The 13863-nt window shown below is 71.1% G+C and carries 10 protein-coding genes; 3 read left to right on the top strand and 7 right to left on the bottom strand.

The window, feature by feature from the left end; genetic code table 11:
* Position 1 precedes the first annotated feature (1 nt).
* Positions 2 to 1426 carry an RtcB family protein gene (locus D7Y11_RS01335; protein WP_121780775.1) on the top strand — a complete coding sequence of 475 codons (1425 nt, stop codon included), beginning with the start codon at positions 2 to 4 and terminating at the stop codon, positions 1424 to 1426.
* Positions 1427 to 1526: 100 nt separating this feature from the next.
* Positions 1527 to 2033: a DUF1993 family protein gene (locus D7Y11_RS01330; protein WP_126932831.1), complete on the top strand. Its 507-nt coding sequence runs from the start codon at positions 1527 to 1529 to the stop codon at positions 2031 to 2033.
* Here D7Y11_RS01330 and D7Y11_RS01325 read toward each other — a convergent pair.
* A complete protein-coding gene (locus D7Y11_RS01325; protein WP_126932830.1) occupies positions 1981 to 3942 on the bottom strand; it encodes a 2,3-oxidosqualene cyclase in 1962 nt (653 codons plus the stop codon). The two genes, D7Y11_RS01330 and D7Y11_RS01325, sit on opposite strands and share 53 nt — an antisense overlap.
* The gene (locus D7Y11_RS01320; protein WP_126932829.1) at positions 3942 to 4988 is read right to left on the bottom strand and encodes a squalene/phytoene synthase family protein; all 1047 of its coding nucleotides are present in this window, start codon (positions 4986 to 4988) and stop codon (positions 3942 to 3944) included. The genes D7Y11_RS01325 and D7Y11_RS01320 overlap by 1 nt, the downstream gene beginning before the upstream one ends.
* A gap of 86 nt (positions 4989 to 5074) precedes the next feature.
* Between D7Y11_RS01320 and D7Y11_RS01315 the strand changes: the two genes are divergently transcribed.
* Positions 5075 to 6484, top strand: a complete 1410-nt coding sequence (locus tag D7Y11_RS01315) for an NAD(P)/FAD-dependent oxidoreductase (protein WP_120576746.1) — start codon at positions 5075 to 5077, stop codon at positions 6482 to 6484.
* Here the strand turns inward: D7Y11_RS01315 and D7Y11_RS01310 are convergent.
* The 5 genes from D7Y11_RS01310 to D7Y11_RS01290 all read right to left on the bottom strand — a co-directional run.
* Positions 6424 to 7614 carry a glycosyltransferase family 2 protein gene (locus tag D7Y11_RS01310; protein WP_126932828.1) on the bottom strand — a complete coding sequence of 397 codons (1191 nt, stop codon included), beginning with the start codon at positions 7612 to 7614 and terminating at the stop codon, positions 6424 to 6426. The two genes, D7Y11_RS01315 and D7Y11_RS01310, sit on opposite strands and share 61 nt — an antisense overlap.
* A complete protein-coding gene (locus D7Y11_RS01305) occupies positions 7611 to 9884 on the bottom strand; it encodes an MMPL family transporter (protein WP_120576748.1) in 2274 nt (757 codons plus the stop codon). The genes D7Y11_RS01310 and D7Y11_RS01305 overlap by 4 nt, the downstream gene beginning before the upstream one ends.
* 105 nt (positions 9885 to 9989) lie before the next feature.
* On the bottom strand, positions 9990 to 11255 hold the full coding sequence (locus D7Y11_RS01300; RefSeq protein WP_126932827.1) for a hypothetical protein: 1266 nt from the start codon (positions 11253 to 11255) through the stop codon (positions 9990 to 9992).
* A 244-nt stretch (positions 11256 to 11499) separates the two neighbouring features.
* On the bottom strand, positions 11500 to 12459 hold the full coding sequence (locus tag D7Y11_RS01295; protein WP_126932864.1) for a sigma-70 family RNA polymerase sigma factor: 960 nt from the start codon (positions 12457 to 12459) through the stop codon (positions 11500 to 11502).
* A 189-nt stretch (positions 12460 to 12648) separates the two neighbouring features.
* Positions 12649 to 13863: NAD(P)/FAD-dependent oxidoreductase (locus D7Y11_RS01290; RefSeq protein WP_148139189.1), on the bottom strand; the 1215-nt coding region annotated here is incomplete at its 5' end.

The raw sequence follows: 13863 nt of genomic DNA, 5'->3' as shown, positions 1-13863 counted from the left end.
CATGCAGCCGAAACTGAACCGGCTCCTGCGGGCGCTTGCCCGCGAGGGGCTCGACGTTGCTTACGACGGTCGTGTCTACACGGTCCGCCTCCAGGCGGATCCCCATGCTCCCCCCGCCGAAGTCCTCCTTCCGCCGGACCTGCCGGTGGAGGGCAAGGCGCTCCAGCAGCTCGCGGCGCTCGCCGCGCTCCATCATCCTGACGGCGGCCGCGTGAAGCAGGTGCGTGCGACGCCGGACTTCCATCCGGGCGACTCCGGGGTGGCCATCGGGTCGGTGGTCCACACGGAGGGCCTGGTGGTCCCCGGCGCGGTGGGCACGGACATCAACTGCGGCATGCGCCTGCATGTCGCGGACATCCCCGTGGACGCCTTCCTCGCCCGCCGCGACGCCTTCGTCGAGCGGATGAAGGGGCACTACTTCTTCGGCACGCGGGACGTCGCCCAGGGCTCGCGCGCCCTGGAGGCGCTGCTGCGGGACGGCCTGCCCGGCTGGCTCCTGGAGACGGAAGGCCAGCCCCTGGGCATGGCGGCCCGGATGGAGCTGGGCCAGCTTCACCGTGAGTCCGACCGCGTCTATCTGGGCGGGGCGCTGGAGGGGGACCCGGCCTGGGCGCCCACCGGGCTGCGGCGGGAGGGCGTGGTGCGCGACCCTGGCCTCGCCACCATTGGCGGAGGCAACCACTTCGTGGAGGTGCAGCGGGTGGAGGCCGTGGTGGACCGCGCGCGGGCGTGGGCCTGGGGCGTGCGGGAGGGGCAGCTCGCGTTCATGGTGCACTCCGGTTCGCGGGACATGGGCAAGCACGTGGGGCGCACCTGGCAGGAGCGGGCGCGCGCCGCGTGGCCCACGGGGGCCCCGCACCCGGGGAGCGGCATCTTCCCGCTCGCGGATCCAGTGAAGGTGCGCGAGTACCTGAAGGCGGAGGCCACGGCGGCCAACTACGCCTTCCTCAACCGGCTGCTGCTCGCGGAGCTGGTGCGGCAGACGCTGCGGGAGCTGTTCGGGGACGTGGAGGCGCCGCTCGTCTACGACGTGCCCCACAACATCACCCTGCCCTGGGAAGGTGGCTGGCTGGCGCGCAAGGGGGCCTGCCCTGCCGAGGAGGACCAGCCGGTCATCATCCCCGGCTCCATGGGCGCCACGTCCTACCTGATGAGGGGCCTGGGCAACGCGAAGGCCCTGGCGTCGGCCTCGCATGGGGCGGGGCGGGCGCACTCGCGCTTCTCCATGTCACGGGGAGGCGCGAAGCACCGGGAGGAGGACCTGGGGCTGACGGGGGTGGACTGCATCGCGCTCAGGGCCGAGCGCCGCATCGAGGAGGCCCCCGCCGCCTACAAGCCCATTGGCCCGGTGGTGGCCTCCCAGGTGGACGCCGACATCGTCCGGGAGGTGGCCCGGCTGCGGCCCTTGATGACGTTCAAGGCCTGAGCTCAAGGCCGGGGGTGACGCAGGGCGTCCGGACGATTTGCTCCGGACGCCCTTGCGATTGGCTCGCGCGCCCATGGCTGTCCCGTTAGCTTGCGCGCCCATGTACTTCGAAACCTTTTCGCAGATGAAGAAGCAGCTGGGGCAGTTGAGCAAGTGGTTGGAGACGGCCGAGGCCCACGCCAAGGCGAAGTCCTTCGACCCGAACCTCTACCTGAACTTCCGGCTGGCGCCGGACCAGCTCCCGTTCGTGCGCCAGGTGCAGATCGCCTGTGACGCCGTGAAGCTCGCGGCCTCGCGATTGTCAGGCAAGGCCGCGCCGTCCAACCCGGACACGGAGCAGACGCTGGAGGAGCTCAGCGCGCGCGTCCGCTCCACCATCGCGTACCTGGACACGTTCACGGGGAAGGACTTCGAGGGCGCCGCCAGTCGCGTCGTCACCCACCCCCGCTGGGAGGGCCAGGTGATGAGCGGCGCGGACTACTTCCTGGAGAACGCGGTCCCCAACTTCTTCTTCCACGTCACCCACGCGTACGCGCTCCTGCGTCACAACGGCGTCAACCTGGGCAAGATGGACTACCTGGGGTCGCAGAGCCTTCGCGCGCCTTGAAGTCCCCGGCCTGTCGCTCCGCGAGCGACAGCGCCCACAGCGGGAAGATGCGCAGGTAGGCGTCGTAGTGGATGGCGCAGGTGCGGCTGAAGACGCCGGCCAGGGGCTCTCGGGGCCACTGGCCGTCCGCCGCCTGCCTCTCGCGCAGCCATGCCACGCCCCGGCGCGTGGCCTCCGCGTTCGCTTCGCCCGCGGCCACCAGTGACAGCACGGCCCAGGACGTCGTCACCGCGTGGCCCGTGTGGCCCTCCACCCAGCGGCGCTCGCGGCAGGCCTGGATGGTTTCGCTCCAGGAGCCGTCCTCGCGCTGGTGGGCCTTCAGGAACGTGACGGCCTTGCGCAGGGCGGGGTCTCCGGTCCCCGCGCCCGAGGCCACCAGGCCGGTGACGCCGAACCACGTGCCATAGCTGAAGCACACGCCCCAGGAGCCCTCCCAACCGCCGTCCGGACGCTGCTGGCGTCGCAGGAAGTCCGCGCCCCGCGCGATGGACTGGCCCACCGGTGCGTGCGGCCATGCGCCGCGCCATGCCGCCAGCGCCTGGATGCAGGCGGACGTGCACTCCACGTAGCTGGGGTCCACCATGATGCCGGCGAAGACGTCCGAGGGATTGAACCGCTCCAGCCAGCGCGGTCCCCGCTGCCGCTCGTAGGTGGCCCAGCCGCCGTCCCGGTTCTGCAAGGACAGGATGAACGCCACGGCCTGCTCCAGGCGCTCACGCGGCACGCGATTGAGCCCGAGCGGCTCCAACAACAGACACGCCTTCAGTGCCTCCGCCGTGCAATCGCTGATGGGCCAGCCGTGCGCGCGGGTGCTGAAGGGCCACCCTCCCCTGCTCGGATGCCGGTGGTGGCGCTCGGCGTCTGGCGAATCCTCCAGCACCTGCTGCGCCTCCAGGAAGCGACCCGCGCGCTCCAGCGTGTCCCGCGCCCAGACGGACTCTCCGGAGGCCACCAGCGCCTGCACCGCGAAGGCGGTGTCCCAGAGCTGGGAGGAATTGTAGCCGTTGACCGTGATGCCTTTCCGCGTCCGCTGGAGGTAGTCCGGCAGGCGCTCCAGGTGGGCCCGCACCTCCGGACCGTCCGGCCGCGCCACGTGACACACCACCATGTCGAGCACCTTGTTGATGGGCCCGATGCAGACGAAGTGCGTCGCCGCGTCCTCGCCGTGAATCAACGCCAGGGACTCCTCCAGCGCGCGTTCCCGCAGCCGCTTCGGATGGAACCGCTCATACAAACCCAGCACGCGGTGCACGGCGCGCAATCCCAGACCGTGGGGGCTGTAGGCGTCCGTGCGGGCCACGCGTCCACGCGCTGCCTTCCAATCCACATCCGCGTAGGGCTGGGCGTACAGCTCGCGCCGCAGCTCGGCCAACAGCTGTGTCTCCGCGGCGCGGACCCGGCGGCCATAGAGCCAGCCCATGGGCAGGTACACCATGCGGCAGTGGCACCAGAGCCGGGAGGGATGGAATGGCAGCCCTCGCGGCAACAGCCAGAGCTCCGGAGGCACGGGCGCGAGGCCCTCGTATTCGTAGAGCCCCAGCAGGGCGAGGACGAACTTCCCCCAGGATGCGCTGCCCAGCGGGCCTCCATGGGGAAGGAACCACGCCCTCGCGCGGACGAGCCCCGGGTCGTCCGCGCCGACGCCCAGCAGCCGCTGCGCGACGTAGTTGAGCACCGACGTGAAGACGAGGCTGGGCGACTCCACGTCCAGCCCCCAGCCTCCATCCGGGTTCTGGTGCGCACGCATGTGGGCGACCATCCCGTCGCGGACGGACGCCTCCGGCGTGCGCCCCATCACGTACAGCCCGGCCACGTACACCGGGCCCAGGAACAGCGGACCGCTGTAGTCCCCCATCCAGGAGCCGTCCGCCGCCTGCGTCCCGGCCAGCATGTCGCGCGCCCGCCGCATCAACTCCAGGCCTCCACGCCGCTCCGGGACGCCCGCGAGCAGCTGGCGTAGAGCGCCCGCAGCGCTTCATCCGAGTCCACCCGCTCCTGCGTGAGCCGCATCAGCGTCGCCACCGTCTCCCGGGGAATCTTCACGGGCTCGGGTTCGAACACCGCCGGGTTGCCCTCCACCGCGTCGAGCGTCGCGGCCGCGAAGAAGAGCGGGTAGAGACAGAACAGCCGCGGACCGGGCTCCTCCACGGGCAGCGCCAGCGAGTACTCCAGCGCGACGTCCAGCTCCCTGCGCGCCACCGCCACCAGCTCATCCATCAGCGCCACGGCGTTCGCACGGAGCGAAGGCAGGGCCAGCGTGGAGGGCGTGAGGCCATGCGCGGCCATGCGGTCCCTGGGCAGCCAGCAACTTCCGCGGTCCAGGTCCTCGCGCACGTCCTTGAGGATGTTGGTGAGCTGCAGGGCCCGGCCAAAGGCAGGCGCCCGCGTCATGAGCCGCTGCTCACGCCAGGCAACCCGGGGTGAGCTGGCGACGAAGAGGCCGGTCAGCATCTCGCCGACGACACCCGCCACGTAATAGCAATACATGAACGTCGCCTGGAGGTCGGGCAGCCCCATGACCTGCCCGCTCCCCCCATGCATCCGCTGCATCTGATTCATGCCGCCGGTCATCGTGCGCACGCATCGCGCGATGGGCGGGTGGACCCAGGAAGGAAGCGAGGCCAGGGTTTCGAGCACGGTCGAAGTCTCTGAAACCAGCTCGGCCTCCGCTGGTGGCACCTCATCCCGCAGGGCCCGCCGCGCCCTTAGCGCGAAGGAGCGGGCACGGGCCTCCCAGCCCGGCTCCAGCGACACCAGGGCCCCCAGTTCGTCGAGCAATGCACCGTGAAGTGCCCCGGGGGACTCGTCCTCCAGCGTGTCCGCGATGCGGCACAGCAGGTAGGCCACCGTCACCGCCAGGTCCAGGGGCTCCGGCAACAACGGGATGTTGAGCGCGAAGGTCCGGGAAACCCGGGGCAATTGTGTGCGACAGAATGATGCAACCTGCACTTTCATGCCTGCCTCCTCCGCGTGCGGCGCCGCGCTTCAATGGATAAGTCGTCAATGCCAGACATGGTGTCTGCGAACCGAGCGGGGGCGACGTGGGGGACACCGAGGTGGTGATAGCCGGGGGCGGGCCCGCGGGCTGCGCGGTGGCGGCGGCGCTTTCCGACCTGGGGTGGTCCGTCCTGCTGCTGGACGCGGGCGTGGACCGGCACAAGCAGCTCGCGGGCGAATTGCTCCACCCGCCCGGAGTGAGAGACTTGCGCGCGCTGGGCTTCGGGGACGTCGTGAATGGCTGGAAGGCCCAGCCCGTGCAGGGCTTCGCGGTGCGCTTCCATGCCCCCGCCCGCACGCTCGTCCTGCCCTACGGTCGCGGCGTGACGGGACTGTCGCTCGAACACGCCGCCCTCACCCTGCCCTTGCTGGAGTCCGTGTCGCGGCGGCGCGGCGTCACCGTGCGCATCCGGGCCCGCGTGACGGCCGTGGAGCACAACTGCGAGCGCGGCGTGCGCCTGCGCTATTCGCACGCGGGCGCCGAGCACACCGTGCACGCCCGGCTGCTGGTGGCCGCGGACGGACGCGCGTCGCCCGTGCGGCGGATGCTGGGCATCGCCGAGCACCACCAGCGCCTGTCCACCATGCTGGGCGTGACCGTGGACAGCGACTGCCTCACCCACCCTGAATACGGGCACCAGTTCGTGGGCGGCGCCGTGCACGCGCTGGCCTACACCATCCAGCCCGGCGTGGCGCGCGTGATGGTGGACCTGCCCCTGGGCAGCACGGCCCAGACGCTGAAGGAACAACCGGAGTTGCTGCTCGCCCTGCCCTCGCGGCTGAGGGAGGCCGTCTTGCAGGCGCTGGAGCAGCGGCCCGCGGTGCGCATGGCCTCCAACGACGACTGGCTGGCGGAGACCGTCTGGATGGGGAGCGCCGTGCTCGTGGGCGACGCCGCCGCGTGCTGCCACCCGCTCACGGCCAGCGGCATGGCGTCGTGCTTCCACGATGCCCGCGCCCTCCAGGAGTCTCTGGACCGCTACCCGGACCACGTCGCCCGCGCGCTGGAGCACTACGCGCACGCGCGGCGGCCCGCGCAGCGCACCCGCGTCGCACTCGCCTCCGCGCTCTACAGCGCCTTCGCCAGGCAGGACGAGGGCATGCACGCGCTGCGCATGGGCCTGTTGCACTACTGGGAGCACAGCCCCGGCGGCGCGCGCGCCTCCATGGCCCTGCTGTCTTCCGAGGAGCCCCGCATGCGGGTGATGGTCCGCGAGTACCTGCGCGTCGTCGCTCATGCCTTCGCCGCGATGCTCTCGCCGAACGGAGAGGGAGGCAGCCTGCGGTCCGCCGCGCCGCTGTTGCGCTCGGCCGGGCCACCCTTGCGTGGCACCATGGCGAGCGCGGTGGAACAGATGGGGAGCTGGCTGCATCGTCGCGTCCGCCGTCCCGTCTACACGCTGGCCCGGGCGGGCTGGGCTTCACCCAGGCGCGCCTTCGCATCCAACCGGTAGCCCCGGCCGCGCCAGTCCACCTCGCGAGACAGCCGCGCGGACAGCGCCACGCCGGCCCCCAGGAGCGGGAGGAGCGCCGGCACCCAGTAGTGCCGGGGGGCGACCTCCGGTCCGTGACAGGCCCGCTGGAGCCGCAGCTGGCTCCACACGGAGAAGCCGATGGGCACCGCCGACAGGAGCGCCGGGCCCCAGGCCCTTCGCGCCACCGCCGTCGCCAGCGCGCCCCACGACAGCCAGCTCACCGCGCCGCGCACCCAGAGGGGCCTCGCGAAGGTCCCGGGGATGCCCGACTCCGAAAAGAGGAGCCACCGCCGGAAGATGCGCAGGAAGGCGCCCAGCCCCAGGTGTCCCGTGACGACGCGCAGGGGGGCATGGACGACGCGGTTCTTCCACCCGGCCTCGTGCAGCCGGCGCCCCAGGTACATGTCATCCACGAACTGCCCGGCGGCGCAGCCCACGCCCCCGATGGACTCCAGCGCCTGGCGCCGGAACACCATCAACTGCCCCATGATGAACGGCAGCGCGCCATCCGGCGCCGCGGTGCACGCGACCGACGCGCCGTACCACGCGTTCACCAGAAGCCCGTAGCCCACGTCGCCCGCCAGGGGCGCGTCCGCCGCCGCGTAGATGGGCGCGAACGTGGCGCCCGTTCCGCCATCCTCCAGCAGCGCGCCCACCAACGCCGTGAGCACCCCGGGCGAGGGCCGCGTGTCCGAATCGCTGAAGGCCAGCAGCTCGCACCGGGAGCGGGCCACGCCCACCTGCATCGCGTTGAGCTTGCCCGTCATCCCCGCCGGTGGCTCGCCCGCGACAATCAGCTCCACCCGCTTCGCGCGCGTCGGGCGGGCAGCCACCTCCTCGCGGGTGGGGAGGAACGCCGGGTCGTCCTCGCTGTCGAAGACGAAGAGCACCTCCCACTCACCGGGATAGTCCAGGTCCAGCAGCGCGCGCACGTTCTCGCGCGCGTCCACGTCCAGGCCCCGGATGGGCCGGATGACCGTCACCGCGGGCGGTTCGAAGCGCTTCACGGGCGGAGCCGCGCGCCGCCGCAGACCGGCCATCAACTCCCGGTGTCCGTGCACGAGCACGCCCAGCGCCGCCGCCGTCCATGCGAGGTTCCGCGCGTTCATGGCCGCACCTCCGTCCCTTGCGCTCGTGGAGGTGAGCGCCTCCAGTGGCCGGGCCCCCACCAGTTGAAGTCCCCCATCAGGCGCATCATCGCGGGGACGATGAGCACCCGGACCAGCGTCGCATCCAGCGCGACCGCGATGGCCATGCCCAACCCCATGGCCTTCACCACCACCACCGACGCCAGCGTGAAGGCCGCGAACACGGCCACCATGATGGCCGCCGCGCTGGTGATGAGGCCGCCGGTCCGCTCCAGGCCTTCGGCCACCGCGTGGGTGTTGTCGCCCGTGCGCAGATACTCCTCGCGGATGCGGCTGAGCAGCAGCACCTCGTAGTCCATGGACAGGCCGAACAGCGCGCAGAACAAGAGGATGGGCAGCGACGGTTCGATGGGCCCGGGTTCGAAGCGCAGCAGCCGGTGCAGGTGTCCCTCCTGGAAGATCCACACCAGGGCGCCGAACGAACCGGCCAGCGACAGCAGGTTCATCAGGAGCGCCTTCAAGGGCAGCACCACGGAGCGAAGGAGCACGAAGAGGACGATGCACGTCATCCCCATCACGAACCCCACCGCCGCGGGCGTGTGGTGCTTCACGAAGGCCGCCGCGTCCACGTCCGTCGCCGTCTGTCCGCCCACCAGCCACCGGCCGTCGCCCACCGTGCGGTCCTCGCGCAGCGCGCGGACCAGGTTGCGCGCCTCCAGGCTGCTGGGCGCCGAGGACGTCAGCACCTGCATCACCGCCACGTTGCCGGTGGCGTACGCGGCCCGCGCGGCCTGGAGCTCCGGTGGGAGCATTTGGGGTGGCGCGGCGGCCATGCGCAGGACGGTTGCCCGGTCCATGCCGGGGCCCAGGTCCACCGCGCTCTCCACGCCGACCACGCCGGGCATGGAAGCCACCCGGCGGCTGGCGTCATAGAGAGCGCCCGCGCGCTCCGGTGTGAGGGGATTGCCACCTGGGAACTCCACCGCCACCAGGACGCGGGTGGCGGCCTCGCGGGGGAACAGGCGGGCCAGGGTCTCCGCGCCCTGGCGTGCTTCCGTGTCCTCGGGCAGCGCGGTGATGTCCGTGGCCGCCAGTTGCAGCCGCCGGAACGGCAGCCCCATGGCCAGCAGCAGCGTCAGCGTGGGCAACAGCACCCACCAGGGATGCCGCATCACCCAGGTGGCCAGCGCGTGCCAGGCGCCGCCGCGGCCCTCCTTCCGCGCGAAGGGCAACCGCCCCCGGTCCACCCGGGGCCCCAGCCAGGCGAGGAGCGCGGGCAGCACGGTGAGCGCGAAGAGGACCGCGAAGGCCACCACCAGGGCACCGCCCAGTCCCATGGCGCTCAGGTACGAGCCTCGGAAGAAGAGCAGGCCTCCCAGCCCCACCGTGACGGCCAGCCCCGAGAACGCGACCGCCCGCCCCGCGGTGTCCAGCGTGCGCGTCAGTGCGTGCTCCGTGCTGAGGCCCAGCGCGAGCTCGGAGCGGAAGCGGCTCACGATGAAGAGCGAGTAGTCAATGGCCACGCCCAGCCCGATGAGCGACACCACGTTGAGCGTGTACTGGGCCATGTTCGTGGCGTGCGACAGCAGCATCACGCCCGCCACGCCGCAGAGCACCGCCAGGCCGCCCACCACCAACGGCAGCATCGCCGCCACCACCGTCCGGAACACCCAGAGCAGGACCACCAGCGCCAGCGGGAATGACAGCAACTCCGCGCGCAGCAGGTCGTGTTCCAGCAATTCATTGAGCGCGGCCAGGAAGGCCACCTTGCCGGTGAGCGTCGTCCGGAGGTTCGGGTCCTCCAATGCCGCGCGCACGGCGGGGAACGCGGCGGTGGCCTCGCGCTCGCCGCCCTTGAGCCGCACCAGCGCCAGCAGGTCGTGGCCCGTCCTCGCCACGAAGCGGGCGCGGAAGGCCTCGGGTGCACCGATGGGCGACACCACCGACGCGACCTCGGGCAGCCGCTCCACGCGCGACAGCACGGACGTCACCGCCTGGGCGAAGCGCGGCTCGTCCGTGGTCCATTCGTCGTGATGGAAGATGACCGCCAGGGTCTGATCATTCGACCCCGCGGCGGCACCGCGCGCGAGTGCTTCGGCCTTCGCGGATTCAATGCCCTCGATGGTGCCGGTGGTGAGGTGCCCGCCCCGGAGCAGTGCCCACACCGCCGCGGCGAGGAGCACCAGCGTGCCCACCAGCACCCGGCCCCGGTGCCGGAACACGCCCACCGCCAGCCGGGCGAACAGGGATGGCTCTCCTCCCGCTGGTGAGTCGTCCCCGCGTCCCGCCATACCTGCCCCCCGTTCGCTCGCCCCGCCCGTCACCAGGGAACTGGTGACGGAGGGAGCGCTTGGACAGGGGCTTCACCCTTTGGGGCAATCCAGACGTAGACCGGCCTACTGGAAGGTCACCTTGCCGTCCCGCTGGTAGCAGACATGCGGCACACCATCCGTGGGACGGATCGCCACGCTCGGACGGGAGCCGTCCTGCACCGTCCCCAGCTGTGTGTACGTCCAGAAGCCCTGCGCGTCCGTCGTTCCGAGCGCCAGCGATGTCCCATTGCGCAGGGCGATGACCGGCTTGCCTCCGCCGTAGGTCAGGTCCGCCGAGGAGTATTTGTAATCCACCGTCGAGACCCTCCGGGTGCTGGCCGAGGCAGGCGTCCCGACCGTGATGTCCTCGATGGCGTTCCATTCGCCTTCGGCGATGCTGTTGGAGAGCGCCAGGAGGTGCGAGTCCGGTCCCCAGGCCGTCGCGAGCCAGGGCCCCAAGGAGCTGGTCTTCAACGGGAAGGACTCCACGGCCGAGCCCCGCAGGACCTGCAGCGACTGACTGACGTAGCCACTCAAGGGCTGGTGCGTGATGAAGTGCAGCGCTCCGGTCGCGTCGAAGAGGGCGTCACTCGTGAGCGCATGGGCGCCGACGGAGAGCGGCACGCTGGACCACGTGTTCGCCGCGGTCCGGGTTGCGAGCTTGACGCTCCCCCCGTTGCCGCTGCTGAAGACGATGACCGGCCGCTGCGCCTGCGCCGGGTTGAGCGCGATGCTGATGCGGGTCACGACCGAGGCGTCGACATCCTCGCGAACCCAGACGCCATTGACGCGCGTGGCATAGCCCACCCGCATCGGCGAGGTATTGATGTTGCCGCTTCCCTTGGAATAGGCGACGTGCGGCGTGCCAGTGACCGGGTCGACGGCCAGCTGGCTCTTCACGACGAAGACGCCCCCGTTGTTGAAGCCGGGACCGTCAATCAGCTCCGTCGCCCAGGACGTGCCGTCCCAGCTCGCGTACCACAGGCTGTTGTGGGTGTCGTTCGTGTAGATGACGTGGCCCTTGCCCGTGCTGTCGAACACGATGTCGCAGCTGCTGCCCGTGACATCCGGCCCCGTGTCGATGGCAGAGCTGGAGGCGAGCGGCGCGGCCACCACATTGAACTGGAACGCGCCCTCGGCGGTCTTGCCGGACTCCGTCTCGACGGTGACGGACAGGGACGCGGTCCCCGGCGTGGGCAGCGTCCAGGTGACCCGCTCATCGGAGGGCTCGACGACCCCCGCGTTGGCGCTCCAGCGCACGGACTTGATGGCTTCGCCCGAGGCGACGACCCGGAAGCGCTCCGCCGTGCTTTCGACGTAGGGGCCCGCGCCGTCCTCCCGCTCAATCAACAGCGCAACGCTTTCAGTCCCTCGGGATCGGATGACCTCCACGGGGCGGGGCTCACGGCCGCAACCGGCGAGCAACGTCAGCCCCCCCAACATCAGAATCCCTGGGGCCCACATCTTGCGCATCGACATTCGAGTTCCTCTCAGATGGATGTGGCGAGCACAGCTCGCCTCTCTCGGGGGAGGCCGCTCAAACGGATGCGCTTTCCTAAGGATTTATCAGAACCATTTTTCCAGGAAGTCCGTGTCAATCCGACACAGGCATACGCACGCCCGTGAGCTTCCGGTCCACCAACACGGAATGCAGCGCATGGATGCGTCCGCTGGAGTCCAGGTCCACGCGAAGCACCATGCGCAGGGCCAGCATCGGATCCGCCCCCGGATGGAAAACCGCCACCACGGCGGGCAGGCCATTGAGCATCCGCGCCTCCCACGCCACGGGAGGCCCCCGCATCTCCATCAACCGGCGCATGAAGAGGACGACGCGCTGGGGGCTCACGATGGGCACCAGGGCCGCGCGCACCTTTCCGCCACCATCCGACAGTGCGCGCACATCCGAGGCCAGCAGCGCCTCCGCGGCGGCCACGTCTCCCGTGACCAAGGCGCCCAGGAAGGCCTCCAGCGAAGCCCGCGTGCGAGCCTGCACGTCGCGCGTGGGCACACAACGTGACTGGTCATACTCGGCCATGGCCGCTCGCGCGCGGTGGTGCACCACCTTCACGTTCGCTTCGCTCATGCGCAGCGCCTCGGCCACTTCCAGCACCGAGTAATCAAAGACGTCGCGCAGCAGCAGTACCGCCCGCTGCTTGGGCGACAGGATTTCCAACGCCAGGAGGAAGGCGAAGGAGACGCTCTCCAGCAACTCATAGCGTCCCTCCGTCGAGCCGCCGCCCGGGAGCCTCGCCTCCACCGAGGGAGGGACCTCCTCATCGCCTGTCTCCAAGGGCGAAGGCAGCCAGGGACCGGCGTAACCCTCGCGACGGCGGCGGCGCAGGTGGTCTCGCGCCAGGTTCACCGCGACGCGGGTCAACCAGGGACGCAGGGTGTCCAGGCGCTCCGGAGGCGTCGCGAGCGCGCGCGCATAGACGTCCTGCACCAGGTCGTCCGCGTCCGCCGCCACGCCGGTCATCCGGTAGCAGAGCCCCCAGAGGAAGCGCTCGTGCTCGCGTGCGGCCTGTCCCAGTGCTCCTCGCGCCTGTGAATCCATCCCGTTCAAGCCCTCACATTCCAACAATCCAAGAGCATCACCGGAACGCCGCGATGCCGGGTACCCCAAGCTCCCGAATCTCCACGCCGAGCCCCTCCGGGACCGGACCGGACAAAACCTGTCCGACTGTCGGACAAGTTTTTGCGCGGCGCCGCCGGGAGGGGCTCCTGGCCTGTAGGCCCATCCGACTCAAGTTCCCGCCGCACGGCGCTGGGACGTCGCGGTGCGTCGCACCAGGGCTTGCTCCACGGCCTCGGCGCTCGCCAGGGATGCGTCCGCGAGCATGCCCTCCGCGCCCACCCAGTCGCCCACGCGGAACAGTCCGCCCACGTGCGGCACCTCCACGGGGGGACGCCCGGTCAGCCCGCCGTTCACGGCCCGGGGCAGCCCGGCGCTGACAGTGAGCGAGGGCCGGTAGCGCCGCGCCACCACCTTCGCGCGCCAGCCCGGCTGAAGCGCGTCCATCACGGATTCCAGCGCCGCCTCGCTCGCCTCCGCGTCCGCGCCGCCCAGGTACTTCGCCACGTGCACCATCGCGCCCCCTTCCGGCGCCAGCTTCGCGGACGCCGAATGCACCGACGCGTACCAGGGCCCATCCAGCCCCAGCGCGAACAACGCATCCGGCCTCGGCAGTGCCGACAGTCCCAGTTCCAGCGTCGCCGCCTGGATGGGCACAGCCTCTCGCGCCTCCCTCGCGAGCACCTCGTCTCCCGGTACGAGCGCCGCCACGTCCGCGGGGCTTCCCGCCATCACCACCGCGTCCGCGCGGTGCACCGTGCCGTCCGCGAGCCGCACACCTTCGACCCGCTTGCCGCCTTCTTGCAGGACGACGGCCTCCACTCGCGCGGACAGCTCCAGCCGGACACCTGCCTCGCGCCCCAGCCGCTCCACCGCGTCCACCAGGGTGCTCCAGCCTCCGTCCACGTACAGCACGTTCGCGGCGGTCGCGCACTGGAGCTGCTTCAGCCCCGCCTCCGCGCTGAGCGCTTCGAAGTCCGCGCAGTACGAGGACACGCGGAGCAGTGCCCCGACGAGCGCCCGGCTGTCCTTTCGCGTCAGGCGCGTCTCCAACCACTCCCGCATCGACATCGCCCCCAGTGGCTGCGTGTCGATACGGGCCAGCCCCGCCAGCAGCTTCGCCACCTCCAGCTTCGAGGCGAGCGACAGCACGTCCGTCGTCATCAGCGTCACGGCGCCCCGGGGCAGCGTGTGCAACCGGCCGCCGACCAGCGCATGGGAGCCCGTCTGATTCGGAATGCCTCCCGTGGGCTTCACACCCAGGCGCTCCAGCACCCGAAACGCCGCGCCCGCCCGGTACAGGGCATGCGGCCCCAGGTTGAAGCGGAAGCCCTCCACCTCTGTCGTCCGCGCCCGCCCTCCCAGGTGCTTGGAGCGCTCGTAGAC

This window comes from Corallococcus sp. AB018 (genome assembly GCF_003986945.1).
Taxonomy (GTDB): domain Bacteria; phylum Myxococcota; class Myxococcia; order Myxococcales; family Myxococcaceae; genus Corallococcus; species Corallococcus exiguus.
The sequence above is the reverse complement of the archived record's forward strand: the minus strand, read 5'-3'. Positions and strand labels throughout refer to the sequence as shown.